General features: G+C 66.8%; 19 protein-coding genes. 13 read left to right on the top strand and 6 right to left on the bottom strand.

Features of this window, described 5'->3' with window-relative positions; translation table 11 throughout:
• Positions 1-39: 39 nt before the first annotated feature.
• The gene (locus VVD47_RS08505) at positions 40-660 is read right to left on the bottom strand and encodes a TetR family transcriptional regulator (RefSeq protein ID WP_327602973.1); all 621 of its coding nucleotides are present in this window, start codon (positions 658-660) and stop codon (positions 40-42) included.
• Positions 661-828: 168 nt separating this feature from the next.
• Here VVD47_RS08505 and VVD47_RS08500 point away from each other — a divergent pair, with 168 nt between their 5' ends.
• From VVD47_RS08500 to VVD47_RS08460, 9 genes are all read left to right on the top strand, one after another.
• Entirely contained in the window at positions 829-2,076 is a 1,248-nt protein-coding gene (locus tag VVD47_RS08500; protein WP_327602972.1) for an efflux RND transporter periplasmic adaptor subunit, read from the top strand.
• A gap of 24 nt (positions 2,077-2,100) precedes the next feature.
• Positions 2,101-5,250: an efflux RND transporter permease subunit gene (locus VVD47_RS08495; RefSeq protein WP_327602971.1), complete on the top strand. Its 3,150-nt coding sequence runs from the start codon at positions 2,101-2,103 to the stop codon at positions 5,248-5,250.
• Complete coding sequence (locus VVD47_RS08490) at positions 5,240-6,664, top strand: efflux transporter outer membrane subunit (RefSeq protein WP_327602970.1); 1,425 nt, start codon at positions 5,240-5,242, stop codon at positions 6,662-6,664. Before VVD47_RS08495 ends, VVD47_RS08490 begins: the two co-directional genes overlap by 11 nt.
• A gap of 867 nt (positions 6,665-7,531) precedes the next feature.
• Complete coding sequence (locus VVD47_RS08485; protein ID WP_327602969.1) at positions 7,532-8,494, top strand: MBL fold metallo-hydrolase; 963 nt, start codon at positions 7,532-7,534, stop codon at positions 8,492-8,494.
• Positions 8,491-9,348: a tRNA threonylcarbamoyladenosine dehydratase gene (locus VVD47_RS08480; protein WP_327602968.1), complete on the top strand. Its 858-nt coding sequence runs from the start codon at positions 8,491-8,493 to the stop codon at positions 9,346-9,348. Before VVD47_RS08485 ends, VVD47_RS08480 begins: the two co-directional genes overlap by 4 nt.
• Positions 9,348-9,743 (top strand): sirohydrochlorin chelatase, encoded by a 396-nt coding sequence (locus VVD47_RS08475; RefSeq protein WP_327602967.1) that lies wholly within the window; start codon positions 9,348-9,350, stop codon positions 9,741-9,743. The genes VVD47_RS08480 and VVD47_RS08475 overlap by 1 nt, the downstream gene beginning before the upstream one ends.
• Before the next feature lie 42 nt (positions 9,744-9,785).
• Positions 9,786-14,138 (top strand): PAS domain S-box protein, encoded by a 4,353-nt coding sequence (locus tag VVD47_RS08470; RefSeq protein WP_327602966.1) that lies wholly within the window; start codon positions 9,786-9,788, stop codon positions 14,136-14,138.
• Positions 14,135-15,055 (top strand): response regulator, encoded by a 921-nt coding sequence (locus tag VVD47_RS08465; protein ID WP_327602965.1) that lies wholly within the window; start codon positions 14,135-14,137, stop codon positions 15,053-15,055. The genes VVD47_RS08470 and VVD47_RS08465 overlap by 4 nt, the downstream gene beginning before the upstream one ends.
• A gap of 13 nt (positions 15,056-15,068) precedes the next feature.
• Positions 15,069-16,607 carry a SpoIIE family protein phosphatase gene (locus tag VVD47_RS08460; RefSeq protein WP_327602964.1) on the top strand — a complete coding sequence of 513 codons (1,539 nt, stop codon included), beginning with the start codon at positions 15,069-15,071 and terminating at the stop codon, positions 16,605-16,607.
• Between the two features lie 172 nt (positions 16,608-16,779).
• Here the strand turns inward: VVD47_RS08460 and VVD47_RS08455 are convergent, their stop codons facing one another.
• Positions 16,780-17,175 (bottom strand): STAS/SEC14 domain-containing protein, encoded by a 396-nt coding sequence (locus VVD47_RS08455; protein WP_327602963.1) that lies wholly within the window; start codon positions 17,173-17,175, stop codon positions 16,780-16,782.
• Between the two features lie 194 nt (positions 17,176-17,369).
• Here VVD47_RS08455 and VVD47_RS08450 point away from each other — a divergent pair, with 194 nt between their 5' ends.
• Complete coding sequence (locus VVD47_RS08450; protein WP_327602962.1) at positions 17,370-18,245, top strand: DMT family transporter; 876 nt, start codon at positions 17,370-17,372, stop codon at positions 18,243-18,245.
• Between the two features lie 60 nt (positions 18,246-18,305).
• On the opposite strand, the gene aceA is transcribed toward VVD47_RS08450, so the two are convergent.
• The 3 genes from aceA to clpS form a co-directional block, all read right to left on the bottom strand.
• Entirely contained in the window at positions 18,306-19,607 is a 1,302-nt protein-coding gene (gene aceA / locus VVD47_RS08445; protein WP_327602961.1) for an isocitrate lyase, read from the bottom strand.
• 286 nt (positions 19,608-19,893) lie between these two features.
• Positions 19,894-22,176: an ATP-dependent Clp protease ATP-binding subunit ClpA gene (gene clpA / locus VVD47_RS08440; RefSeq protein WP_327602960.1), complete on the bottom strand. Its 2,283-nt coding sequence runs from the start codon at positions 22,174-22,176 to the stop codon at positions 19,894-19,896.
• On the bottom strand, positions 22,176-22,484 hold the full coding sequence (clpS, locus tag VVD47_RS08435) for an ATP-dependent Clp protease adapter ClpS (protein WP_327602959.1): 309 nt from the start codon (positions 22,482-22,484) through the stop codon (positions 22,176-22,178). The genes clpA and clpS overlap by 1 nt, the downstream gene beginning before the upstream one ends.
• 398 nt (positions 22,485-22,882) lie before the next feature.
• On the opposite strand from clpS, the gene VVD47_RS08430 reads away from it, so the two are divergent.
• The 3 genes from VVD47_RS08430 (at position 22,883) to VVD47_RS08420 (ending at position 24,266) form a co-directional block, all read left to right on the top strand.
• Complete coding sequence (locus tag VVD47_RS08430; protein ID WP_327602958.1) at positions 22,883-23,089, top strand: cold-shock protein; 207 nt, start codon at positions 22,883-22,885, stop codon at positions 23,087-23,089.
• Between the two features lie 74 nt (positions 23,090-23,163).
• Positions 23,164-23,739 (top strand): pseudouridine synthase, encoded by a 576-nt coding sequence (locus VVD47_RS08425; protein WP_327602957.1) that lies wholly within the window; start codon positions 23,164-23,166, stop codon positions 23,737-23,739.
• Positions 23,740-23,828: 89 nt separating this feature from the next.
• Entirely contained in the window at positions 23,829-24,266 is a 438-nt protein-coding gene (locus VVD47_RS08420; RefSeq protein WP_327602956.1) for a DUF192 domain-containing protein, read from the top strand.
• 34 nt (positions 24,267-24,300) lie between these two features.
• Here the strand turns inward: VVD47_RS08420 and VVD47_RS08415 are convergent, their stop codons facing one another.
• The gene (locus tag VVD47_RS08415) at positions 24,301-25,713 is read right to left on the bottom strand and encodes an MATE family efflux transporter (protein ID WP_327602955.1); all 1,413 of its coding nucleotides are present in this window, start codon (positions 25,711-25,713) and stop codon (positions 24,301-24,303) included.
• Positions 25,714-25,792 lie beyond the last annotated feature (79 nt).

Below are 25,792 nucleotides of genomic sequence, written 5' to 3'. Positions count from 1 at the left end.
AGAGGCCTTTGTGTTTCAGGGCGTCGGCAACGGCAGGCTTCAGCGGGGGATGGCCAGCCCGGCCAGGAAAGCATCCAGTGCAGCGCCGCCGACCTGTTCGAGATCGAAGGCCTCGGGATTCAGCAGCCAGTGCATGCACAGCCCGTCCATGAGGGCAAGAAGGCTGATCGCCGCGCCCTGCGCGCGTACCGTGACGGGCAACTGGCCACTGGCGATCGCCAGCGCGAATTCATCGGCCAGTTGTCCGATGCACTGGTCCCGCTGCGCAAGCATGTAGTCGCGCGCACTGGCCAGTTCGGCAACAAACTCGCAACGCAGCAGCAGGATGCTCATGAACTGCCGGGTGGACTCGTCATGCACGACCTGACGGAGAACCCAGCGCGATTTGGCGCGTGTCATCGCCAGCACGTCGTGGGCAAACTCGCTGCGGATCTGGTCGAGTGCCTGCTGCATCGGCAGGGCAACCCTTTCCCACAGGGCGTTGATGAGGTCGGACTTGTTCTGGAAATGCCAATACACCGCGCCGCGCGTCAGCCCGGCGGCTGCCGCGATGTCGTTGAGCGTGGTGTGCCCGACCCCGCCCTCGCTGAATACGCGGCTGGCCGCGTCGAGCAGCAGGTGGCGGGTCGCCAGGGCGTCCTCTTTCGTTTTCCTGACCATGAAGCACTCAGGGTGATTTCGTCTGCTGAAATTCTACGGCAGGATTGACATACATTCAAGGATGTATGTAAATTCGTGTCCGTCGCAGTGCAACATGGCGGGAGTGGCCCTTGCATTGCTGAAATTCTTCAAGCCTTTGACTTTGCTGCCTTTGCCGGAGAAAAAATCATGAGATTGCCCCGTTCCCAGGCCTCGCGCCTGCTCCTTCGTGTATCGCCGCTCGCCCTTGTGCTGGCAGTGGCAGCCTGTGGCAAGGGGGGCGGGCAAGGCGAGGGCGGTGGCCATGGCGCAATGCCGCCGCCGCAGGTGACCGTGGTGAATGTGCAGCCGGCCGTCGTGCCTGTCAGCTTCGAATTCGTCGGCCAGACGGTCGGCGCCAAGGAAGTGGAAGTGCGTGGCCGTGTGCAGGGCATCCTGGAGCGTCGCGCCTACGAGGAAGGTGCCTACGTGCGTGCGGGTCAGTTGCTATTCGAGATCGACCGCAAGCCTTACGAAGCGCAGGTTGCCGCCGCCGAAGCGGAAGTCGCGACCGCCCAGGCGCGCCAGGCCCAGGCCCAGCGCGAAGCCGCGCGGCTGAAGCCGCTGGTGGCCGAGCGCGTGGCCAGCCAGAAGGATTTTGACGACGCCACCTCGACCGAGCAGATCTCGGCTGCCGCGCTGAAGGCCGCGCAGGCGCGCCTGATCGAAGCGAAGCTGAATCTCGGCTACACCACGGTCACCGCGCCAATTGCCGGCGTCGCAGGCCGTGGCGTGAAGTCCGAAGGCAGCCTCGTTTCGCCGGCAAGCGGCGACAGCTTGCTGACGACCATCGTCCAGGTGAATCCGATGCAGGTGAACTTCGGCGTGGCCGAGTCCGAGCAGGCGCGGGTGGACCGCGAAGTGGCCGATGGCTCGCTGGTGCTGCCCAAGGGCGGGTTCGCCGTGCAATTGCGCAGCAATGACGGCCGGGTGCTGGGCCAGGGCGGTCGCGTACTGTTCCGCGAACCCCGCGTGAATCTGCAGACCGGCACCGTGGATACCCGTGCCGAGTTGCCCAATGCCGATGGCAAGTTGCGCGCCGGCCAGTTCGTGCGTGTGGTGCTCAACGGCGCGAGCCGTCCGAACGCCTTCGTCGTGCCGCAGAAGGCAGTGGTCGACGGCCCCGGCGGCAAGATCGTGATGGTCGTGGGCAAGGCGCAGGATGGCTCGCCGGTGGCGCAGCCCCGCCCGATCGAAGTCGGCGAATGGGTCAACGGCGGTGGTAGCGAGCGGTCCTGGGTTGTGCGCAAGGGCCTCAATGCCGGCGACCAGGTGATCGTCGACAACCTGGCCAAGCTGCGTCCGGGTGCGCCGGTGGCGCCGATCGACGCCGCCGCAGCCGCTGCGCAGGCCCAGCAAAGCGCCCCGGCCGCCGCTTCTGCTCCGGCAAAGCAATAACAACAGGAAGGAAGCGCAGACGCCATGTTCTCCCGCTTTTTCATAGACAGGCCGATCTTTGCGGCCGTCATATCCATCTTCATCATCCTGGCGGGCCTCGCGGCCAGCCGTGTGCTGCCGATCGCGCAGTACCCCGAGATCGCTCCGCCCACCGTGCAGGTCATCGCCACCTATCCGGGTGCGTCGGCCGAGGTGCTGGAGCAGACCGTCGCCGCGCCGATCGAGAACCAGATCAACGGCGTCGAGAACATGATGTACATGAACTCGACCTCGTCTTCGAACGGTGTGGTCACCATCACGGTGACCTTCGAGATCGGTACCGACGTCGATACCGCGGCGCTCAACGTCAACAACCGCGTCAAGCAGGTGGAAGCCCGCTTGCCGCAGGAAGTGCGCCGGCAGGGCGTGACCGTGGAGAAAGGCTCGTCCAGCTTTCTCCAGGTGATCGCCTTCTATTCGCCGGATGACCGCTACGACAACCTGTACACCAGCAACTACGTGACGCTGAACGTGCTGGACCGCCTGAAGCGGATTCCCGGCACGACCAACGTGCAGATCTTCGGCGCCAAGGACTATGCGATGCGCATCTGGCTGAAGCCGGACCGCATGGCGCAGCTCAACGTCGCCGCCAGCGACATCGCAGCCGCCGTGAGCGCGCAGAACGCGCAGTTCGCGCCCGGCAAGATCGGCCAGGCACCGGTGCAGAACGGCCAGGAGCTGGTGTATTCCATCACCACCCAAGGTCGCCTGAGCGATGCGCCGGCCTTCGAGGAGATCATCGTGCGCGCCCGTCCGGACGGCTCGCTGATCCGCCTCAAGGACGTGGCCCGCGTCGAGCTGGGCTCGAAGGACTACGACTTCGTCGGCCGCGTGAACGGCAAGCAGGCCACCCTGATCGGCATCTTCCTGCAGCCCGGCGCCAATGCGCTGGCGGTGGCGCAGGAGGTGAACAGCACGGTGTCCTCCATGTCCGAGGCCTTCCCGGAGGGCCTGGCCTACCGCACGGTGTACGACACGACCCGCTTCGTCGAAGTGTCGATCCGCGAAGTGCTGAAGACCCTGGGCGAGGCGATGCTGCTGGTGTTCATCGTCGTCTACCTGTTCCTGCAGAACTGGCGCGCCACCATCATCCCGATCCTGGCCGTTCCGGTGTCGCTGATCGGCACCATGGCCGGGCTGCAGATGCTGGGCTACTCGATCAACACGCTGACCCTGTTCGGCATGGTGCTGGCCATCGGTATCGTGGTGGATGACGCCATCGTGGTGCTGGAGAACGTCGAGCGGATCATCCACGAGAAGCACGTCAACGTGCGGCGAGCGGCCATCGAGGCCATGCACGAGGTGACCGGGCCGGTCATCGCCATCGTGCTGGTGCTGGTGGCGGTGTTCGTGCCGATCGCTTTCCTCGGCGGCCTGACCGGCGAGCTGTTCCGCCAGTTCGCGGTGACCATCGCCATCGCCGTGAGCATCTCGGGCCTTGTCGCGCTGACGCTGACGCCGGCGCTGTGCGTGATGATCCTGCGCGAGAGCTCGGAGCATCGTCCGCCCAACGCCTTCTTCCGCGGCTTCAACAACGGCTTCGGCTGGGTGACGCGTCACTACACCGGCGGCGTGGGCTGGATGACGCGCCGCGCGTGGATATCCCTGCTGCTGTTCGCCGGCATGGTCGCGCTGACTGTGCAGATGTGGCGCATGGTGCCGGGATCGCTGGTGCCGGATGAAGACCAGGGCTTCTACATCTCCGCGGTGTTCCTGCCGGATGGCGCGTCGCTGGAGCGTACCGACAAGGTGGTGGCCCAGGTGACCGAGGCCATCAAGTCCAACCCGGCCAACGAGGACGTGATCGCCTTCACCGGCTTCGATTTCCTGGGCGGCGGCTACAAGAACAGCGCGGCCACCATCTTCGTCACGCAGAAGCACTGGGACGAACGCGACGTGCCGACCTCCGCGCTGGTGGGGGAGCTGTTCATGAAGACCGCGGGCATCCGCGATGCCCTGGTGCTGGCCTTCAACCCGCCGGCGATCTTCGGCCTGGGGGCGGCCGGCGGTTTCGAGGTCTACATCCAGAACCGCGGTGAGGGTGGCGCCAAGCGCCTGGAAGAGGTGGCCAACGCCTTCATGGGCGCGGCGATGCAGGACAAGAACCTCGCCTTCATGCAGACCCTGTGGCGCGCGTCGACGCCGCAGCTCTACGTCGACGTGGACCGCGAGAAGGCCGGCGCGCTGGGCGTGAATCTGGACGACGCCTTCAACACCCTGTCGGCGACCCTGGGCACCTACTACGTCAATGACTTCAGCAAGTACGGCCGCAGCTGGCAGGTGCTGATGTCGGCGGAACAGAGCTACCGTACCAAGCCGGAAGACGTAGGGTCCATGTACGTGCGCTCCAGCAATGGCCGCATGGTGCCGCTGTCGGCCTTCGCGACGGTGAAGTACAGCTCAGGCCCGGATTCGCTGGACCGCTACAACAACCTGCCGGCCGTGAAGTTCTTCGGCCAGGGCGCGCCAGGCGTCAGCTCCGGCCAGGCGATCGCCGCGGTGGAGCGCATCGCGCGCGAGACGCTGCCGCCGGACTTCAGTCTCGACTGGACGGGGGCGTCCTTCCAGGAGAAGCGCTCCGCCGGGACCTCCGGCCTCGCGCTGGGCATGGCGGCGGTGATGGTGTTCCTGATCCTCGCCGCCCAGTACGAGCGCTGGTCCATCCCGCTGTCGATCCTGCTGGCGGTGCCCTTCGGCATCTTCGGCGCGTTGCTGGCGGTGTGGCTGCGCAGCTTCACCAACGACGTGTACTTCCAGATCGGTCTGGTGACCCTGATCGGCCTTGCGGCGAAGAACGCGATCCTGATCGTGGAGTTCGCCATGCTGAAACGCCAGGAGGGTATGTCCACCTTCGATGCGGCGCTGGAGGCAGCACGCCTGCGCTTCCGTCCGATCCTGATGACCTCGCTGGCCTTCATCCTCGGCGTGGTGCCGCTGGCCTTCTCCAGCGGTGCCGGTGCCGGTGCGCGCCAGTCGGTGGGTACGGGCGTCATGGGCGGCATGATCGCGGCGACCTTCCTCGCCATCTTCTTCGTGCCGCTGTTCTTCAAGCTGATCGCGGACCGCACCAAGGTGCGCGAGAAACACCACCACAATGAAGACCAAGAAGGAAAGGAGGCCAGCCATGCCTCGTAAGTCCCTGCTGGCCGCGCTGCCCCTCGTGGTGTTGCTGAGCGCCTGCGCGACCACGTACCAGCCGGCCGAAGTCCCGAAGCTGGCGCTGCCCGAACCGGCTACCGCCGCGGCGGCGACCGACCTGTCGCGCTGGTGGCAGCGCTTCGATGACCCGGCGCTCACCGCCCTGATCGAGCGCGCCCTGCAGCACAACACCGACCTGCGCATGGCCGTGGCCCGCGTCGACGAGGCTGCTGCGCAGCTGCGTTTTGCGCGGGGCGACCAGTGGCCGGACATGAACGTCTCGGCGACTGCGGCGCGCGAGCGTGCCAGTGCTGCCGGCGTCATGTCGCGGCCGTCCGGCACGCCCTACCTCAGCAACAACTATGACGTGAGCCTGAACGTCGCCTACGAGGTGGACCTGTGGGGGCGCGTGCGCAACGCCAGCAACGCGGCACTGTCGCGCCTCGTGGCCGACCGTGAGGCGGTGAATGCGCTGCGGTCCGCACTGGCGGCACAGGTCGCGCGCACCTACTTCAACCTGCGTGCGCTGGACCAGACCATCCTGCTGGCCGAGCGCACGGTGGCGACCCGCGAAGATGCGGTGGGCCTGTTGCGCAAGGCGGTGGATGCCGGCCTGCGCGGTGACCTCGATCTGCGCCAGGCGGAAGCCCAGCGAGATGTCGTGGCCTCGCGCCTGCCGGGCCTGCGCTCGGCGCGTGCCCGTACCGAGCGTGCACTGGCGCTGCTGGCCGGCGATTCGCCGCGTGCCATCGTCGAGTCCCGCATCGCGGCGACCGACACCACGGTGCTGCCGGCTCCGCCGGAAGTACCGGCCGGCCTGCCGTCCGACCTGCTGGCCCGTCGTCCGGACATCCGTGAAGCGGAAGCGCGACTCTCCGCGGCACAGGCCGACGTGAAGTCCGCCCGCGCCCGCTACTACCCGACCATCGTGCTGACCGGCAGCTACGGCAGTTCCAGCGCCGACCTGTCGGACCTGTTCACCGGTCCGGCCGTGGTGTGGCGTCTGGCCGCCGGCCTGGTGCAGCCGATCTTCGGCTTGAACAAGATCGACGCCCAGGTGGATGCCGCCAAGGCGCGCCAGCAGCAGGTCGAGGCCGGTTATGTCGGCACGGTGCAGAACGCCTTCAAGGAGGTGTATGACGCGCTGGGTTCGCTGGAGGCCGCCAACGCCACGCTGCGGCCGCTGTCGGATCGCGTCACCGCGCTGAACGAGGCGCTGCGCATCTCGCGCGTCAGCTATCGCTCCGGCAGCGTGCCGTTCCTGCAGGTGCTGGACGCCGAGCGTGCCCTGCTGGAGGCGCAGACCGAGGAGATCACGACCCGTCAGGACCGCATGAGCGCCACGGTGGATGTGTTCCGGGCACTGGGCGGCGGCTGGTCCATCGACAGTCAGGCTACGGCAGCGCGCTGAGCGCTTGCCCTGTCATCCAGCCGCGAGGGGTCATGCCCTTCGCGGCTTTTTCTTGTCCGCGTCCGGCGGCAGCACAGAAAAAATGGCCGTCGTTCGCATCGCGACGACGGCCATAACGGAGGACAGATAGGAGACAACTCTCCGGACAAACCTCTGTAAAAGCCTGTCCGGTCAGCGGACCGTGTTGCCGTGAGGCGGCCAACCCGTTCCACCTGGCGGCGTGGAGTACTTGGCAGGTACTCCCCGTCAATCCCGCATCGGGCCGCAGCGTGAAGCGCCACGGCGCCGACCTGATGAGCCGATTCTAGGAACGGTATGCCTGACAACAGGCATGGGGTTTTCCCTAGAGCTATACCTTGGTATTAGGGGATATCCCCGCGAATATCGCTGCAAGCCGCACCAGCGCTGGCAACCACAGCTGCGCTAAGTAGTTTCCGCAGATCGTGCAGGGCGCTCGCAGCAACAAATTTCAATACTTGCCAGACGGCATGCCGCGTCTTCGGCTTGCCGGTGGCGAAGCCGTCGATTGCCGTGCGTTCCGGCCGCAATCAGGCGTGCCGGACACCGGGATGTCGGCGACCTTTAAAGACCCGTCGCCGCGAAGTGAAAACGGAGGAGGTGGGCGCAGGAGGTGAGTGGAGAAAGGTCGGCGGAGCGTATGACGATGGCACCTTCCGCGTTGTGCCGCTCCGCTACCCGAACCAAGACTCGGGAGTCGGCCGGACAGGCGCCCCCGCAGCACACCGCGCCTCGGCGTTCCGGCAGGCCAGCCGGGAGGGCCAGGGGCTACTGGGCAGGCACGCCAGGCATTACACTGCCGCCATTCTTTCGTCGCGCCGGCGGGGCAGGCCGGCTGGTCAAGCAGCCATGCAGATCCTCCAGCACGCCGGGCCGGGCATCTACACCCTCGATTCAGGCTACGTCCGGCCGCGGTTCGACGCCATCCACCTGGTGGAGCATGCCGGCCGGGTCGCCCTGGTCGACACCGCGACCACCCACAGCGTGCCGCTTGTCATGTCGGCGCTGGCCGAGCTGGGCCTCGCTGCCGAGGCGGTGGACTGGATCCTCCTGACCCACGTGCATCTGGATCATGCCGGCGGTGCCGGCGCGTTGATGCAGGCGCTGCCGAATGCCCGCCTTGCCGTGCACCCGCGTGGCGCACGCCACATGATCGATCCCACCGTGCTGTGGGCCAGCACCGTGCAGGTCTATGGCCAGGATTTTGCGCGCCGCGCCTATGGCGAGGTGCTGCCGGCGCCGGCCACGCGCGTGGTCGAGGCCACCGATGGCCTGCACATCGATCTTGCGGGCCGTGTCCTGGAGGTCGCCGACACGCCGGGACATGCACGCCACCATGTGTGCTACTACGACGCGTTGTCGCGCGGCTGGTTTACCGGCGACACCTTCGGCCTGTCCTATCGCCAGCTGGACGCCGGCGGGCGGGCCTTCGTCTTTCCCACCACCACGCCGATCCAGTTCGACCCGCAGGCCTTGCATGCGTCCATCGACAGGCTGAGCGCGCGCGAGCCGGTGTGCATGTTCCTCACCCACTACGGCCGCGTCGAAGGCGTGCCGCGGCTGGCGGCGGACCTGCAACGGCTCATCGACGCCATGGTGGCGATTGCGCATGCGGCGCAGGACCTGCCGGAGCATCCTCGCCTGGCGGCCTTGCGCGCCGGACTGTGCGAACTGGTGCGCGAGGAGTCCCGGCATTCCGGCTGGGCGCTGCGCGGCGACGCGGCGGCGGAATTGCTCGCCGACGATATCGAACTCAACGCGCAGGGCCTGTCGGTGTGGATCGAGAACCAGAGAAAGAAGAACAACGCATGAGCGGGGCAGGTATGGAAACGGGTGAGGGGGCGGACGTCGCGCGCCGCTTCGGTGGCGTCGGGCGCCTGTACGGGCAGGATGCGGCGGACGCCTTCGCCATCGCCCATGTCTGCGTGGTGGGGATCGGTGGCGTTGGATCGTGGGCGGCGGAAGCATTGGCCCGCAGCGCGGTGGGCACGCTGACCCTGATCGACCTCGACATGGTGGCCGAATCCAACACCAACCGGCAGATCCATGCTTTGGGCGATGCCTACGGCATGGCCAAGGTGGATGCCATGCGCGCGCGCATCCTCGCCATCAATCCGGGCTGTCGCGTGAACGCCGTGGAGGACTTCGTCACCGAGGACAACCTTGCCACCATGCTGGCGGGCTGCGATGTCGTGCTGGACGCCATTGACCAGGCGCGCGTCAAGGTGGCGATGGCCGCCTACTGCCGCCGCGCCGGCCTGCCGCTGGTGATGTGTGGCGGTGCAGGCGGCAAGAGCGACCCGACGCGCATCCGCGTCGACGACCTGTCGCGCACCGTGCAGGACCCGTTGCTGGCGCGGGTGCGCGGGCAATTGCGCAAGTCCCACGGTTTTCCGCGCGACCTCAAGAAGCGCTTCGGCATCGAGGCCGTATTTGCCGAGGAGCCGGTGCGCATGCCGCAACGCTGCGACACCGGCGACGAGGAGGGGGCGGAAGATGCGACGGGCGAATCAACGGCAGACGCCGGCCCGCAGGGCCTGTCCTGTGCGGGCTATGGATCCGGCGTGTGCATGACGGCGCCGTTCGGCTTCGTGGCGGCTGCGCGGGTGCTGGCCGTGCTGCCAGCCGTCATCGCACGACGCCAGCGGGTGGAGGCCAGCGCCTGATGGCAAGCCTGATCCTGTTTGCCCACGGCGCCCGCGACCCGGAATGGGCACGTCCGCTGGAGCGCCTGCGCGAGGCCGTGCTGGCGCGCAGGCCGGACCTGGACGTGCGCCTGGCCTTTCTGGAGTTCATGGCGCCGACGCTGCCGGAGGCCATCGATGCTGCCGTGGCGGCCGGTGCGCACGAGGTCGACGTGGCGCCCGTGTTCCTCGCGCAGGGTGGGCACGTCAAACGCGACCTGCCGGCCATGCTGGCCGATGCGGCGGCACGCCACCCGGCCGTGAAGCTGGCCGTGCATCCCTCGCTGGGCGAGGCCCAGTCGGTCGTGGAAGCCTTGGCGCAGGCGGCGCTGGCCGGTCTTGGAGCGTCTCAAGATGCCGTTGCGGGCGGCCGTTAGACTGGCTGGTGCCGCGCGTCACCGGAACGCACCGCCCCATCCATGAACCTCGGCGCGAACATCCTGCGAATTTCCAGGCCTTTCCAAGACTTCCTGCGTGCCGGGCGTCGTCGCGCCAGCGGAGCGGCGGCGCTGGTGGTGCTGGCGGCCTGCCTGGTGGCGGTCGCCCTGGACTGGCATGCGCGGGAGCGCCAGCTTCGCGCGATGCTCGATCAGCAGGTCCAGCAGCATGCCGAGGACATTTTCGAGCGGGTCCGTCGCGACAGCCGCGAAACCCTGTCCGTCCTCAAGGCGCTGGGCATCGCGGCATCCCACGGCCGTTCGGGGCAGGCCGCCGGTTTCGCCGCGCTGGTGGACGACATCGGCCGCGTCGGGCTGGCGCTGCCGGTGCGCAGCCTGTCCTACGTGGTGTGGAACGACGACCTCAACCTGGCCTTGCCGATGACCCGCGAGCTGCCACGCGGTGGCGAGGAGGGGGTGCTGTCGGCGGCCGAGCGGGACCGCTTGCTCAAGGCAGCGGCCCTGCAGGCCCTCAAGGCCCGTCGCGCGGCCATCGTGGGGCCGCAGCGGCTGTCGGCATCCGGGCGCATGCTGGCCTTCGCTGCGCCCGACGGCCAGGGCGGCGCAGCCGTCGCGCTGGTGGACCTCGACGCCTGGATGGCGGCGGTCATGCGCCAGCATGCCGGCTGGGTGCGCCTGCGCATCGTCGACGCGGCCGCCAGCGAGGCGGCTGAGCCGGTGTATGGGGAACACGCCGCGTTTCCCGCCGGGCAGCCGCTGTACAAGCACCTGTTTGCCGACACCACGGCCTCCTGGCGCATCGAGGTGGCGGCGGGTCCGGACGCGCAGCGCCGGCTCGCCGACAGCGCCTGGATGCGCACCACGCTGGGTGTCCTGGCCAGCGTCCTGCTGGCCACCCTGGTGGGTTTCCTCAGTGGTCGCCGTCGCTGGGCCGAGGGTCGCGCGGAAGAAGCGGTCGACGCCCAGCGCCTGAGCCAGGCCCGCCTGGAGCGCGCGCTGGCGGTGACCGAGGACGGCATCTGGGAATATGACATCGCGGCCCGCAACCTCTATTGCTCCGACCGCCTGCTGGCCTTGCTGGACCTGCCGGCGCGGCCGGGCTTCCGGCGACTGATGTCGTGCGTCGACGCGACGCAGCGTCGCCGGCTGGTGGTGGCGATCCGTGGCGCACTGGGCACCGCGTCGCCGATCGACGAGCAGCTGCATGTGCGGCGGCCGGACGGTGAGGAGCGGTGGCTGCGCCTGCGCGCGCGGGTGACGCAGTCGTCCTCCGGCATTCCCGTGCTGGTCAGCGGGGCACTGACCGACGTGTCCGAGCAGGTGGAGAACGCGCGCGTGGCGCAGCAGCATCACGCCTTCCTGCAACGCGTGCTGGATGCCTTGCCGGTGCCCGTGGCGGTGAAGAACGCGGCCTACCAGATGGTCGCGGTGAACGTGGCCTACTGCCGCAGCGTCAAGCGCGACGTGACCAGCCTGATCGGCCGCCGCGTGTGGGATCTGGTCTCGCCGGAGTCGGCACGTCGCCTGGAGGCCATGGATGCCGCCGCGCTGGCCACCGGCGAGCGCCAGGTGCTGACCGACTGGATCGAGCGCAGCCATGACGAACCCGCCTTCGTCCGTGCCAGCAAGACGCCCTGCCGCGACGCCACCGAGCAGATGGTGGTGGTGAGCTGCTACGAGAACCTCACCGAGCTGCGCCGTCGCGAGGAGCGCGAGACAGGCATGCGGGCCTTCCTGCAGACGGTGTTCGACGCGCTGCCGCACCCGCTGTTCGTCAAGGACGAGAACCATCGCTACGTGATGACCAACCGGGCGCATGGCCAGTTGCTGGGGCGGCTGCCGGAGGAGGTGATCGGCAAGCGGGCCGGTGACTTCCTGCCGGCGGAACTGGCGCGGGAGGTCGAGGCGGCCGAGCGCGACATCTTTGCGAGTGGCCGCCTGGACAACTGGGAGGAGGAATATCCGCTGGTCGACGGCGCCGGACGCACCCGCATCATCGTCGTGCGCAAGACGCTGTGCCGTAACCCGGACGGCGCCGCGGTGCTGATCGGCATCAATACCGACATCACCTCGCTGCGTGATGTCGAGCGTGATCTGCGCGGCACCCTCACGCGCTACGCGGCACTCGTCGACCAGTCACCACTGGGCATTGCCCTGCTGGGCCCGAACGCCCACTTCGTGATGGCCAACCCGGCCCTGTGCGCGCTGGTCGGCTATACGCAGCAGGAGCTGCAGGCACGCAGCTTCCGTGACATCACGCCGACGCGCTATCGCGACGTCGACGACGCGATGTACCGGCAGATGCTGGCCGAAGGACTCTGCGGCCCGTTCGAGAAGCACTATCTGCGCAAGGACGGTCGCGAGGTGGCGGTGCTGGTCAGCGGCGTGCGCCTGCTGGAGGAGGACGGGCAGATCCGCAACTGGGCACTGGTCCAGGACCTGACCGCGCGCGAGCAGACTGAAGAGGCGCTCCGGCGCAGCGAGGCGCGCTGGGCCTTCGCGCTGGAGGGGGCCGGCGACGGCGTGTGGGACTGGGATCCGCGCGACAACCGTTGCGACTACGCGCCGCGCTGGCGCAGCCTGCTGGGCCATGCGGAAGTCGCCGGGGCAGGGGACGGAAACGAAAGCGAGAACGAAAGCGAAAGCGGAAGCGGAAGCGAAATCATCGCGCCGCACATCGACGCGTGGCTGAGCCGCATCCACAGCGACGACCAGACCCATGTCGAGGCCGCGTTGCAGGCGCATCTGCGGGGCCACTCGCCGGTGTTCGTCAGCGAGCACCGGCTGCGCTGCCGCGACGGGCACTACAAGTGGTTTCTCGCCCGCGGCAAGATCGTCGAACTGGATTCCGCCGGCCGTGCATCGCGGTTCATCGGCACCCATGCCGACATCGACGAAACCCGCGCCGTGCACGACGAGCTGCGCCGCAACCGTGACCAGCTGGCCGCCATCAGCCGGCTCCTGGCGCAGTACATGCGCACGCCGCAGACCCGCGCCGCCTTCGAGGGGCTTCTTGATTCGCTGCTCGACTTCACCGGCAGCGAATATGGCTTCATCGGCGAGGTGCATTACGACGGCGACCAGCCCTGGCTCAAGACGCATGCCATCAGCAACATCGCCTGGAGCGAGGAGACGCGGCGCCTGTACGCGCTCAATGTCGAGGATGGACTGGAGTTCCGTCGCGCCGACACCCTGCTGGGCAAGGTGATGACCAGTCGCGCGCTGGTGATCGCCAACGATCCGCCGCATGACCCGCGTCGCGGCGGCACCCCGCGCGGCCACCCGCCGCTGCGCTCGTTCCTCGGCATTCCCATTCTGCACGGTGACCAGCTGGTGGGCATGGCCGGCCTAGCCAACCGCAGCGGTGGATACGACGAGAGCGTCGCGGCAAGCCTGGAGCCGTTGCTCGCCGGCTACGCCACGATGATCGTCGCCCACCGGGCGGAGCATCGCCGCCTCGCCGCCGAAGAGGCGTTGACCGGGCATCGCGACCGCCTGCAGGAACTGGTGGCCGACCAGACGGCCGGGCTGCTGCATGCGAAGGATGCGGCGGAACGCGCGAGTGAAGCGAAGTCCGTGTTCCTTGCCAACATGTCGCACGAGTTGCGCACGCCGATGCATGCGATCCTCAGCTTCGCGCGGCTCGGGGAAAACCGGGGCGAGGCGATCGCGCATGCCGCCCATGGCGAGGGTGGCACCAGCGGAGGCGGCACTACGGAAGGCGGCATCGACAAGCTGCGCGACTATTTCTCGCGCATCCGCAGCAGTGGCGAACGCCTGATGGACCTGCTCAACAACGTGCTCGACCTTTCCAAGCTGGAGGCCGGGCACATGCCTGTAGAATTGCGTGCGCTGGACCTGCGTCGCGTCGTCGACGAGGTGCTGCACGAGTACGAAGCCTGGCTGGCGGCCAAGCAGCTGGCGGTGGAAGTGGAAGCGCAGGACTATCCGCCTGCGCATGCCGACGCCGCGCGCATGGGCCAGGTGTTGCGGAACCTGTTTTCCAACGCCATCAAGTTCTCGCCCGATGGCGGTCGCATTCATGTCGCGCTCGTGGCCTCCGTGCTGCCGGCGGGACGCAGGGCGGGAGATTCCGGCGACGTGCCTGCCGTGGAGCTTCGCGTATCCGACCGCGGACCCGGCGTGCCCGAAGCCGAGCTGGCATCCATCTTCGAGAAGTTCGTGCAAAGCAGCGCGACTCGCGACGGCTCCGGCGGTACCGGGCTGGGTCTGGCGATCTGCCGTGAGATCGTCCTCGCGCATCGTGGCCACATCTTTGCGCGCAACCGTGTCGGGGGCGGTGCCGAGTTCGTGGTACGCATTCCGGCCGAAGCGCAGCAGACGCATGCGGCCCACACTGGGGAACGTGGATGAGCGCATCGGTGCTGGTCGTAGACGACGAACCGCTGAACCTGGAAATCATCGCCGAATACCTGGCGGACAGCGGGCATTCGCTGACGCTCACGGGCGGTGGCGAAGAAGCCTGGGCGCGCCTCGATGGCGACCCCTACGGTTATGACCTTGTGCTGCTCGACCGCATGATGCCGGTGCTCGACGGCATGGCCTTGCTGCGGCGGATCAAGGACGACGAGCGCCTGCGCCACCTGCCGGTGGTGATGCAGACGGCGGCGGCCAGTGCCGAGCAGATCAGCGAAGGCCTGGAAGCCGGCGCCTACTACTACCTCATCAAGCCCTTCGAGCCGGAGACGCTGACCGCCATCGTGCGCGCGGCGCTGGGCGACCGCGCGCGCTGGGTGGCGCTCACCGAGCGCATTGCTTCGCACACCACGGCGCTGAGCCTGGTGGACGCGGCGAGCTTCTCCATCCAGACGCTGACCGAGGCGGAGGCCCTGGCCGGCCTCGTGGCGTTGATGTCCGACCGTCCCGAGGAGGTAGCGATGGGCCTCGCGGAGTTGCTGGTCAACGGCGTGGAGCACGGCAACCTCGGCATCGACTTCGCGGAAAAATCAGCGCTCAAGAATGAAGAACGCTGGAACGCCGAGATCGAGCGCCGCCTCGCTTTGCCCGAAAACCGCCACAAGCGCGTGCGCCTGGAAATCCAGCGCGAGGCGACGGGCTGGCGGGTGCTGATCAGCGACGAAGGCACCGGCTTCGACTGGGAGCCGTTCCTGGAGCTGTCGCCGGACCGCGCCTTCGCGCCCAACGGCCGCGGCATCGCGCTGTCCCGACGCATGTCCTTCCGCCAGATGCACTACCTGGGCTGTGGCAACCGGGTGGAGTTGCATATCGGCGCGGCGGATGCGGCCGACAGCCTGCGTGGACAGGCCTGAGGAGTCAGGCGCGATGGCCCAGCGTTCCTTCAAGGTTCTCGTTGCCGACGATACCCAGGCCAACCGCACGCTGCTGCGCGCGTACCTTGGCAGGTTGGGTTTCGACACCATCCAGGCCGAGGATGGCGCCCAGGCGGTCGAGGTGTTCGAGGCCGAGCGGCCGGACATCGTGCTGATGGACGTGATGATGCCCAACATGGACGGCTGCGAAGCGACGCGCCGCATCCGGTCGCTGCCGACGGCGCAGTGGGTGCCCATCCTGATCGTATCAGCGCTCGACGCGGAGTACGACATCGTGCGCGGCCTGGAGGCCGGTGCCGACGACTACCTGACCAAGCCTCTGTCATACCAGGTGTTCTCCGCGCGGATGCGCAACCTGGTGCGTACGCTGGAGCTGCAGCGTAGCCGTGAGGAGGCCATGCAGCGCATCAGCGCCGTGTCCGACGCGGTGATGGACGGCATCATCACCTTCGATGCGATGTGCACCATCGTCAACTGCAACAGCGCAGCCGTGGCGCTCTTTGGCGAGCCGGTGGAGGCGATGACCGGCAAGCATTTCGCGGCCTTGCTCGACGAGCCGCACCGGCTGCCGTTTGCGCAGGCCATGCGTCGCCACCTCGACGCCGGTGCGGACAGTTTCATCGGCCGCCTGGCCGAAGTGAGCGGCTTGCGCGGCGGCGGCCAGTCCTTCCCGATGGAACTGTGCGTCACCGAACTGCCCGTCACCGACCGGCCCTTGTTCATCGGCGTGGTGCGCGACATTTCAGAGCGCAAGCGGGTGGAGCAGCAGCTCGGTGACAACGCGTCACGCCTGCAGCAGTATCACGACGAGGCGGAGGACGAGGCCGAGCTGGCCAAGGAAATCATGGAGCGCCACGTGCGCCGCGATGGACTCGCCGGCCCCGGCGTGCACCACTGGGTGCAGCCGACCGCGCGTTTCTCCGGCGACATCGTGCTGGCGGCGCGATCCCCCGCCGGGCGGTTGTACGCGCTGCTGGCGGATGCGACGGGACACGGCCTTGCCGCGGCGATGAGCGGCCTGTCGACGGTGACCTACTTCTACCAGGCGGTGGCGCAGGACATGCCGCTGGCACGCATGGTGGGCGACATCAACAACTCCCTGTGTTCATTGCTGCCGAGCGGCCGCTTCATGTCGGCCGCGCTGGTATGCCTCGACCTGGCTGCGCGCGAGGCGCAGGTGTGGGTGGGCGGCGTGCCGGACGTGGTCCTGCTGGACGAGGCCGGTGCTTTCCGGCGGCGCTTCGGTTCATCGCAATTGCCCATGGGCATCGCGGAGATGACGACGGACGAGTGCGTCTGCGAGACCTTCGCGTGGAGCGCACCGGGCCAGTTGCTGCTGTTCTCCGACGGCGTGCTGGAGGCCGACCGTGGCGACGGAGAGGCCTACGGCTACGACGGCCTGGCGATGGCCCTGCGTGGTACCGCGCCGGATGCGCGCATCGCGGCCATCAACGACGGCCTCGAAGCACACTTGCGCGGTGAGGGTGCGCACGATGACGTGTCGATCCTGCTGCTGGACCTTCCGGCCTGACTATTCGCGTGAGATTCCGCGCGTGAAATTCCGCGCGTGAGATTTCACCCGGGATTCCGCCCGGGATTTCACCCGAGATCCGCGTGAGCGTTCGAGTGCGGTTCCGCCCGGGTCCCGCAGGCCCGTCGTCCTGAGGCACGGGCCGCGGGTCCGGACTCAAAGATCTGAGGCGTCAGTGCACATCGTCCGCAATAGCGGCGGCATCCAGGCCGCTGCCTCGCCGGCCTTCCTGTAGCCAGGCGTTCGCGCCGTCGTCCTCGTCGAAGATGCGGATTTCCGCGTCGACGAAGGCCTGGGTCAGCATCATGCCCCAGGTGACCCACTGGTCGTCGGTCAGCACCGCGATGCGCCGGAAGTCGTGGGCATGGCGGCGCGCGTAGCGCAACTCCTCCACGACGACGTCCAGGCTGTAGTCGGTCATGTTGCGCAGGTCGACCAGCAGATCGATGGGGCCGTTGAAGCGGATGCGGTAGTCGGACTGTTCCTCGAACTGCAGGCAGTCTTCCAGCGTGAAGGCGCCGAAGGCACGCAACTCCACGCGGTCGCTCATCACATCAGTGGTGATCATCGAGATCTCCATGCGGCACGGACGATCCCGTTATAGCCAGCACGGACGCCAGCCGCCATGCGGGCTTCCACGATCGCGGTGACCGCGTATGACGCGCATCAATCCGTCTCGCGCCTGCGGCACAATATGATCTGCCGTCGCCGGCGTTCTCCTGTCCGTGCTACGCCGGCACCTTTCATTCTTCCGATTCCCCGATGCAGCTCGATCGCGCACTGGCTCCCGCGCTGGCACCCCTTTTCGTCTTTCTGTGGAGCACCGGTTTCATCGGTGCGAAGCTCGGCCTTCCGCATGTCGAGGCGCTTACTTTCCTGAGCCTGCGCTACGCGTTCGTCGTGATGTTGCTGCTTGCCGCGGTGAGCCTGTTCCGCGCGCCCTGGCCGCGCGACTGGCGCAGTGTCATGCACATCGCGGTGGCCGGCGTGCTGATGCAGGCGGTGTACCTGGGTGGCGTGTTCGTCGCCATCGGCCAGGGGCTGAGTGCGGCGCTGACCGCCTTGATCGTCGGCCTTCAACCCATCCTCACCGCGTTGTTCGCCGGCATGCTGCTGGGTGAGCGCGTCACGCGCGCGCAGTGGGCAGGACTCGCGCTCGGCTTCGTCGGCGTCGCCCTGGTGGTGCTGCACAGCCGGACGCCGGGCCTGCCTTCGGTATGGCAGGCGAGTGCGATGTGGCCCGCCGTGCTGGCGCTGGTCGGCATCACGGCGGGGACGCTCTACCAGAAGCGCTTCTGCCCGAGCTTCGATCTGCGCAGTGGCGGCGTCATCCAGTTCGCCGCCAGCCTGCTGGTGACGTTGCCCCTGGCGTTCGCGACCGAGACCATGCAGGTGGACTGGGCACCGGAACTGGTCTTCGCGCTGGCGTGGCTGGTGCTGATGCTGTCGCTCGGCGCCATCTCGCTGCTGAACCTGCTGATCCGCCGCGGCACCGCCGTGAATGTGACCCGCCTGTTCTACCTGACGCCGCCCACGACGGCGGTCATCGCCTGGCTGGTGTTCGGCGAGACGCTGCAGGCGCTGGCCTGGCTGGGCATGGCGGTGGCGGCATTCGGCGTGTGGCTGTCGCGGCGCTGATCCACCTGCGTCGCCTGCACGAAACGGCCCGCTCATGCGGGCCGTTTCCTTGTTGCCGGCTCAGTGCTTGTCGAAGAACTGCTCGTCCTCGGTGGAGCCGGCCAAGGCCGTCGTGGAGGACTGGCCGCCTTCGATCACCTGGGTGACGACGTCGAAGTACCCGGTGCCCACCTCGCGCTGGTGCTTCACCGCCGTGAAGCCGCGTTCCGCCGCGGCGAACTCCGCCTGCTGCAACTCGACGAAGGCGGTCATGTTCTGGCGGGCATAACCGTAGGCGAGGTTGAACATCGAATAGTTGAGGCTGTGGAAGCCGGCCAGGGTGATGAACTGGAACCGGTAGCCCATCGCGCCCAGTTCGCGCTGGAACTTGGCGATGGTGGCGTCGTCCAGGTTCTTCTTCCAGTTGAAGGACGGCGAGCAGTTGTAGGCCAGCATCTTGTCCGGGAATTCCTTGTGGATCGCTTCGGCGAAGGCCTTGGCGTAGGCGAGGTCCGGCTTGCCGGTCTCGCACCACACCAGGTCCGCCCAGGGCGCGTAGGCCAGGCCGCGCGAGATGGCCTGCCCGATGCCCGGCTTGGTGCGGTAGAAGCCTTCGATGGTGCGTTCACCGGTGCAGAAGGGCTTGTCGTTGTCATCGACGTCCGCGGTCAGCAGGTCCGCAGCTTCCGCGTCGGTGCGCGCCACCACGAGTGTGGGCACGCCCATGACGTCGGCGGCCAGGCGCGCGGCGATCAGCTTGCCGACCGCCTCGCGGGTGGGCACCAGCACCTTGCCGCCCATGTGACCGCATTTCTTCACCGAGGCGAGCTGGTCCTCCCAGTGCACGCCGGAGGCGCCCGCGTCGATCATCGCCTTCATCAGCTCGTAGGCGTTCAGCACGCCGCCGAACCCCGCCTCGGCATCCGCGACGATGGGCGCGAAGAAGTCCACCCAGCCCTCGTCACCCGGACCCTTGCCTTCCGACCACTGGATCTGGTCGGCGCGGGTAAAGGTGTTGTTGATGCGCCGGACCACCGCCGGCACGGAGTTGATCGGGTAGAGCGACTGGTCGGGGTACATCTCGCCAGCCAGGTTGGCGTCTCCGGCGACCTGCCAGCCCGACAGGTAGATGGCCTTGAGGCCGGCCTTCACCTGTTGCATGGCCTGGTTGCCGGTGAGGGCGCCCAGTGCATTGATGAAGGGCTCGTCATTGAGCTGCTTCCACAGGCGTTCCGCGCCGCGGCGGGCGACGGTGTGCTCCACCTGCAGCGAGCCGCGCAGCTTGACCACGTCCTCCGCGGTGTAGCCGCGCCGGATTCCTTTCCAGCGCGGATTCTCTGCCCAATCTTCCTTGATCTGCTGAATCTGCTTGTCACGGTTCATTACTGCTCTCCCGACTTGGTTACGGTTGCAATGCGGCGCGGGGCCCGGAAATACGGCGGTGGGTGACCCGTGGAGGCAGTATAGAAATCGTGATGCGTAGCAGCAAACTGTCTTATAAAAGATGAATAAATTATTTAGTCGTTATTTTTCAATTAATTGAAATGCGTGTTTTGTAATGCGAAATGTCAATTTGCTGATCGGGAGCGGTAGGTGTAATCCGCATGTGCGTTTGCAGCAAAAGAAAAGGGCCGCTGCTGCGGCCCTTTTCCGGAGGCGAAGAACGACGTCAGACGGCGGCGGCTTCTTCCTGCTCGTCGAACACCAGCTGCACCTTGCCCTCGTCGTCCACATCCAGGCTCACCTTGCCGCCATTGACCAGCCGACCGAACAACAGCTCGTCGGCCAGCGCGGCACGCAGCGTGTCCTGGATGAGGCGCGACATCGGCCGCGCACCCATCAGCGGGTCGAAGCCCTTTTCGCCCAGCCAGCTCTTCAGGCGATCGGAGAAGCTGGCTTCCACCTTCTTCTCCTGCAACTGGCCTTCCAGCTGCATCAGGAACTTCTCGACCACGCGCATGATGACTTCGCGGTCCAGCGGCTTGAAGGAGATGACCGCGTCCAGCCGGTTGCGGAACTCCGGCGTGAACAACCGCTTGATCTCCACCATCTCGTCGCCGACTTCACGTCGTGCCGTGAAGCCCATCGTGGTCTTCTGGATGGTCTCCTGGCCGGCGTTGGTCGTCATGATCAGGATGACGTTGCGGAAGTCCGCTTCGCGACCGTTGTTGTCGGTCAGCTTGCCGTGATCCATCACCTGCAACAGGATGTTGTAGATGTCGGGATGCGCCTTCTCGATTTCATCCAGCAGCAGCACGCAATGCGGTTTCTTGGTGACGGCCTCGGTCAGCAGACCGCCCTGGTCGAAGCCGACGTATCCCGGCGGGGCACCGATGAGGCGGCTCACCGCATGGCGTTCCATGTACTCCGACATGTCGAAGCGGGTCAGCTCGATGCCCAGCGTGTAGGCGAGCTGGCGCGCGACCTCGGTCTTGCCGACCCCGGTGGGCCCGCTGAACAGGAAGCAGCCTATCGGCTTCTGCGGGTTGCCCAAACCGGAGCGGCTCATCTTGATGGCCTTGGCCAGCGCCTCGATGGCGTTGTCCTGGCCGTACACCATGTTCTTCAGGTCGCGGTCGAGATTCGCCAGTGCCGCGCGGTCGTCGGTCGACACGCTGCGCGGCGGGATGCGCGCGATCTTGGCGACGATCTCTTCGATCTCGCCCTTGCCGATGGTCTTCTTCTGCTTCGACTTCGGCAGGATGCGCTGTGCCGCACCGGCTTCGTCGATGACGTCGATGGCCTTGTCCGGCAGGTGGCGGTCGTTGATGTAGCGCGCCGACAATTCGGCCGCGCTGGTGATCGCCGCGGTGGAATACTTCACGCCGTGGTGCTCTTCGAAGCGCGACTTCAGGCCCTTGAGGATCTCGATGGTTTCCGGCACTGACGGCTCATGCACGTCCACCTTCTGGAAGCGGCGTGACAGCGCGTGGTCCTTCTCGAAGATGTTGCGGAACTCGGTGTAGGTCGTCGCGCCGATGCACTTCAGCTGGCCGGACGACAGCGCCGGCTTCAGCAGGTTGCTGGCGTCCAGCGTGCCGCCCGATGCGGCGCCCGCGCCGATCAGCGTGTGGATCTCGTCGATGAACAGGATCGCATTCTGGTTCTCGACCAGCTGCTTCAGCACGGCCTTGAGACGTTGCTCGAAGTCGCCACGGTACTTGGTGCCGGCGAGCAGCGCGCCCATGTCCAGCGAATAGACCTGTGCGCCTTCGAGGATCTCCGGCACGCGGCCTTCGACGATGCGACGCGCCAGGCCTTCGGCGATGGCGGTCTTGCCCACACCGGCTTCGCCGACCAGCAGGGGGTTGTTCTTGCGACGGCGGCACAGGGTCTGGATGACGCGCTCCAGTTCCTTGTCGCGGCCGATGAGGGGGTCGATCTTGCCCACCAGCGCCTGCTGGTTGAGATTCTGCGTGTAGCTCTCCAGCGCACCGCCGGCATTCGGGCTGTCGCTCTCCGACTCGCCCTGCTCACCTTCGCCCTGGCGGCTCGGCTCGGCACCGCTCTTGGCCTGTGGCGCCTTGGTGATGCCATGCGAGATGAAGTTCACCACGTCCAGGCGGGTGATGCCCTGGCGCTGCAGGAAGTACACCGCGTGCGAATCCTTCTCGCCGAAGATCGCCACCAGCACGTTGGCGCCGGTCACTTCCTTCTTGCCGGAAGACTGCACGTGGAGGATCGCGCGCTGGATCACACGCTGGAAACCCAGCGTCGGTTGCGTGTCGATCTCGTCCGAGCCCGACACCGTCGGCGTGTGCTCGTTGATGAAGTTGGTGAGCTCGCGGCGCAGCTCTTCGAGGTTCACCGCGCAGGCGCGCAAGACCTCTGCCGCCGAAGGGTTATCGAGGAGCGCGAGCAGCAAGTGTTCAACCGTAATGAACTCGTGCCGCTTCTGCCGCGCTTCGACAAAAGCCATGTGCAGGCTTACTTCCAGTTCCTGGGCAATCATCACTCTTCCTCCATCACGCACGCCAGCGGATGCTGATGCTGACGCGCGAAGCTACTCACCTGCTCGACCTTCGTGGCGGCGATGTCGCGCGGAAACACGCCACACACCCCGGAACCCTCCCGATGAACCTGCAGCATCACTGCCGTGGCGCGTTCGCGATCCATGGCGAAGAAACGCTGCAACACCTGAACGACGAAATCCATCGGGGTGAAGTCGTCGTTCAACAATAGAACCTTGTACAGGTGCGGTGGTTTCGTTTTGCTGCGCTCTGCCTCGAGCACCGCGTCCTGTTGCCTGCGGGTAGCCATGCGACCCATTGTATTCGTTAGCGCCAGACTCCAACACGCGGAGTCGGCGTCTTTTCATATTCAATTTACGGCACATCCGGCGCGCGCTGCATGATGCATTGCACGCTTTATATGCGACGTCCCCAGAAGCTTTTCAATCCCAGTGTAGAACCCGCAGCAAGCTTCATGCCGATACTTTTCATGTGACTTTGCGTGGCTTGCTCTGCTGGCCTGCAGCATGACTGGCATGCCACAGACCCTTGACGACGCGGTCGCGCATATCGTAAAAGCCCGCTGTGCTCCAACAAAGGGCGGAATCGGCACTGTTTCAGCCGGTCTTTCCCTACAACTACCCCAAGAAGCACACCTGTCTCCGGACAGGTTTGGCACTGCAACCGAAGGAAGCGAAGGATAGAGTGATGGCAACTGGTACCGTTAAGTGGTTCAACGATGCAAAGGGTTATGGCTTCATCACGCCGGACGATGGCAGCGAAGATCTCTTCGCCCATTTTTCGGCGATCACGATGTCGGGCTTCAAATCCCTGAAGGAAGGCGAGAAGGTTCAGTTCGACGTGCTGCAAGGCCCCAAGGGCAAGCAGGCTTCGAACATCCAGCGCGCCTCCTGATGGCTCGGGCGCGTTAGCGCTCAAGCACTCCAAGGCCCGTCACTTCGACGGGCCTTTTTCATTGGCGGTTCCCCATGCTGGTGTTGTTCAACAAACCCTTCAATGTGCTGACCCAGTTCAGCGGCGATGATCCGTCCCGCACGCTGGCGGGCTTCGGCCTGCCGCCGCACATCTACGCGGCCGGCAGGCTGGACGCCGACAGCGAGGGACTGCTGGTGTTGACGGACGATGGCAACCTTCAGCACCGCCTCGCGAACCCGCGGCACAAGGAGGCTAAGGTCTACTTCGCCCAGGTGGAGGGCGTGCCGCAGGACGACGCGCTTGAGCGCCTGCGTGCCGGGCTCGATCTCGGTGATTTCACCACCCGGCCGTGCGAGGCCAGCCTCGTCGCGGAGCCGGACTGGTTGTGGCCGCGCGACCCGCCCATCCGCTTCCGCAAGACGATACCCACCAGCTGGCTGCGCATCGTGCTTCGCGAAGGCAAGAACCGGCAGGTGAGGCGGATGACGGCGAAGGTGGGGCTACCGACCTTGCGCCTCGTGCGTGAATCGATCGGTGAGTGGCGCCTTGGCGCGCTGCAGCCCGGCCAGTGGTGCGAGGTGCCAGGGCCCGCTGCCGCGGCGAGCGCGCCGCGCCGTTTTGCGCGATGATCTGCCGCTGTGAAGCGGCGGCGCGCAAGGGCACAGGCACTGACCCCGGGCGCGGCCGGACTATGGAGCGAGCGATGTTGAAGCGTGGCATGTGGCGTGTGGTCGGCGGTCTTTTCTTGGCGGCATGCTTGCCGTCACTGGTGGTGGCGACAGACAAACTTCCGGTGGTCGAGCTGTCGGCGGGTGTGCACCGGGTGCAGGCCGAGGTGGCGGCAACGCCAGCGGCACGCCAGAAGGGGCTGATGTATCGCGAGGCAATGGCGCAGCAGAGCGGCATGCTGTTCGTTTTCGAGCAGTCCGACCGCCACTGTTTCTGGATGAAGAACACCTTGCTGCCGCTGTCGATCGCTTTTCTCGACGACAAGGGTGGCATCGTCAATATCGCGGACATGCAGCCGCAGAGCGAGCAGTCGCATTGCGCGGCCGCTCCGGTGCGTTATGCGCTGGAAATGAACCAGGGCTGGTTCGCCAAACGCGGGCTGAAAAGCGGCGCGCGCGTGGCGGGGCTGGAGAAACTGCCGCGCTGATCGCGCTGATCGTGGCTTCGCGGCAGCCTGATCTTCAGGCGGCGGCCAGCCGCCTCAGGATGCGGCGCCGCGCGCGCCGTGCGAACGGTGTCCAGCCCAGACCGTACCAGCGTGCTGCCATCGCCAGCGCACGCGCCCACTCGTCGGCCACGTAGCCCAGCCAGATGCCGGGCAAGCCGTAGCCCAGATGGATGCCCAGCAGCCAGGCGAGGCCGGCACCGAACACGATGTTGGACAGCACGCTGACCTTGACCGGAAAGCGGACGTCACCCGCCGCGCGCAGGCCGCCGGTGATGATGGTGTTCACGCAGCGGGCCGGTTCCAGCACGATCTCCAGCAGCATTACGCTGACCAGCAGTGCCACCACCTGCGGATTGCCGGACAGCGACTGCACCACGCCCGGCGCGATGAAGTACGCGAGGATGGTGGCGACCAGCGTGGTGGCGAGCCCCCAGCGCAGCGCGCGGGTCTGCACGAAATGCGCGCGACGCAACTGGCCCGCCCCGACGTCGTGGCCGACGATGATCTCTGCACCGGCCCCCAGCGCAATCATCACCAGATTCACCAGCGCGACGATCTGCCAGGCATAGGCATGTGTCGCCAGCGCGTCCGTGCCCAGGCTGGCGGCCATGGCCACGGTCATCATGAAGCACACGCGGAAGGCGATCTTCTCGCCTGCGCTCGGCAAGCCGATGTGCAGGATCGGCGCCAGCGGGCCACGGGCGGGCAGCAGCAATTCGCGCAGGCGCAAGTGTGTGCCAATGCGGCGTGCCCACATGAACGCCAGCAGCACCAGCACCAGGACGCGCGCCAGCACGATGCCCCAGCCCAGGCCCATCAGGCCCAGCTCGGGCAGGCCCCAGAGGCCGAACACCAGCGGCACGCTCAGGCAGACCTGCGTGGTGTTCATGATGAGCACCAGGCGCATCGAATCCTTCGTGAAGGTGAAGGCGCGCAACACCGAGAACATCGTGATGGTGAGCGAATCCGCCAGCAGGGAAACGCCGACCAGCGTGAAGAACGGGATCGCGATATCGAACAGTTCCGCCGGCAGTTGCAGCAGACGCAGCACCGGGCCGGGCAGCAGGCTGACGATCAGCATCACCACCAGGCCCATCCAGAACGCTGCCGAGACGCCGGCCTTGGCGACTTCACGCGCGCCCTCCACGTCGCCGGCGCCACGGTGCTGGGTGACGACCACGCTGGTGCCGATGCCGACCACGCGGAACACGCGATCGAAGATGCCGCGCAGTTGCGCAGCCAGGCCGAACACCGCGACCGCGCCCACCGAGACCTGGCTGGCCATCCACAGGCCCAGCGTGCTCAGCATGGTCATCAACAGGGTTTCGACGAAGATCGGCCAGGACAGCGCGAAGATGTCCAGCGGGGCGTGCGTGGAGCGCGCAGGGGGCGAAGCGGGAGCGTGCGGCGTTTTCTTGTCTGTCATGGCGGCCGGACATGCGATCGGGCCGCCAGCATAGCCCGCCTGCGCGTTGCACGCAGGCGGCAAAACGGGTGATGCGTGG

Origin of the sequence: Uliginosibacterium sp. H1, from assembly GCF_036017065.1 — a bacterium.
GTDB lineage: Bacteria > Pseudomonadota > Gammaproteobacteria > Burkholderiales > Rhodocyclaceae > Uliginosibacterium.
This window is presented reverse-complemented; position numbering and strand designations above follow the sequence as displayed.

Bases quoted from the DNA above. Each gene is read 5' to 3' on its own strand.
- VVD47_RS08505 (WP_327602973.1), bottom strand. From the start codon at position 660: ATGGTCAGGAAAACGAAAGAGGACGCCCTGGCGACCCGCCACCTGCTG.
- VVD47_RS08500 (WP_327602972.1), top strand. From the start codon at position 829: ATGAGATTGCCCCGTTCCCAGGCCTCGCGCCTGCTCCTTCGTGTATCG.
- VVD47_RS08495 (WP_327602971.1), top strand. From the start codon at position 2,101: ATGTTCTCCCGCTTTTTCATAGACAGGCCGATCTTTGCGGCCGTCATA.
- VVD47_RS08490 (WP_327602970.1), top strand. From the start codon at position 5,240: ATGCCTCGTAAGTCCCTGCTGGCCGCGCTGCCCCTCGTGGTGTTGCTG.
- VVD47_RS08485 (WP_327602969.1), top strand. From the start codon at position 7,532: ATGCAGATCCTCCAGCACGCCGGGCCGGGCATCTACACCCTCGATTCA.
- VVD47_RS08480 (WP_327602968.1), top strand. From the start codon at position 8,491: ATGAGCGGGGCAGGTATGGAAACGGGTGAGGGGGCGGACGTCGCGCGC.
- VVD47_RS08475 (WP_327602967.1), top strand. From the start codon at position 9,348: ATGGCAAGCCTGATCCTGTTTGCCCACGGCGCCCGCGACCCGGAATGG.
- VVD47_RS08470 (WP_327602966.1), top strand. From the start codon at position 9,786: ATGAACCTCGGCGCGAACATCCTGCGAATTTCCAGGCCTTTCCAAGAC.
- VVD47_RS08465 (WP_327602965.1), top strand. From the start codon at position 14,135: ATGAGCGCATCGGTGCTGGTCGTAGACGACGAACCGCTGAACCTGGAA.
- VVD47_RS08460 (WP_327602964.1), top strand. From the start codon at position 15,069: ATGGCCCAGCGTTCCTTCAAGGTTCTCGTTGCCGACGATACCCAGGCC.
- VVD47_RS08455 (WP_327602963.1), bottom strand. From the start codon at position 17,175: ATGATCACCACTGATGTGATGAGCGACCGCGTGGAGTTGCGTGCCTTC.
- VVD47_RS08450 (WP_327602962.1), top strand. From the start codon at position 17,370: ATGCAGCTCGATCGCGCACTGGCTCCCGCGCTGGCACCCCTTTTCGTC.
- aceA (WP_327602961.1), bottom strand. From the start codon at position 19,607: ATGAACCGTGACAAGCAGATTCAGCAGATCAAGGAAGATTGGGCAGAG.
- clpA (WP_327602960.1), bottom strand. From the start codon at position 22,176: ATGATTGCCCAGGAACTGGAAGTAAGCCTGCACATGGCTTTTGTCGAA.
- clpS (WP_327602959.1), bottom strand. From the start codon at position 22,484: ATGGCTACCCGCAGGCAACAGGACGCGGTGCTCGAGGCAGAGCGCAGC.
- VVD47_RS08430 (WP_327602958.1), top strand. From the start codon at position 22,883: ATGGCAACTGGTACCGTTAAGTGGTTCAACGATGCAAAGGGTTATGGC.
- VVD47_RS08425 (WP_327602957.1), top strand. From the start codon at position 23,164: ATGCTGGTGTTGTTCAACAAACCCTTCAATGTGCTGACCCAGTTCAGC.
- VVD47_RS08420 (WP_327602956.1), top strand. From the start codon at position 23,829: ATGTGGCGTGTGGTCGGCGGTCTTTTCTTGGCGGCATGCTTGCCGTCA.
- VVD47_RS08415 (WP_327602955.1), bottom strand. From the start codon at position 25,713: ATGACAGACAAGAAAACGCCGCACGCTCCCGCTTCGCCCCCTGCGCGC.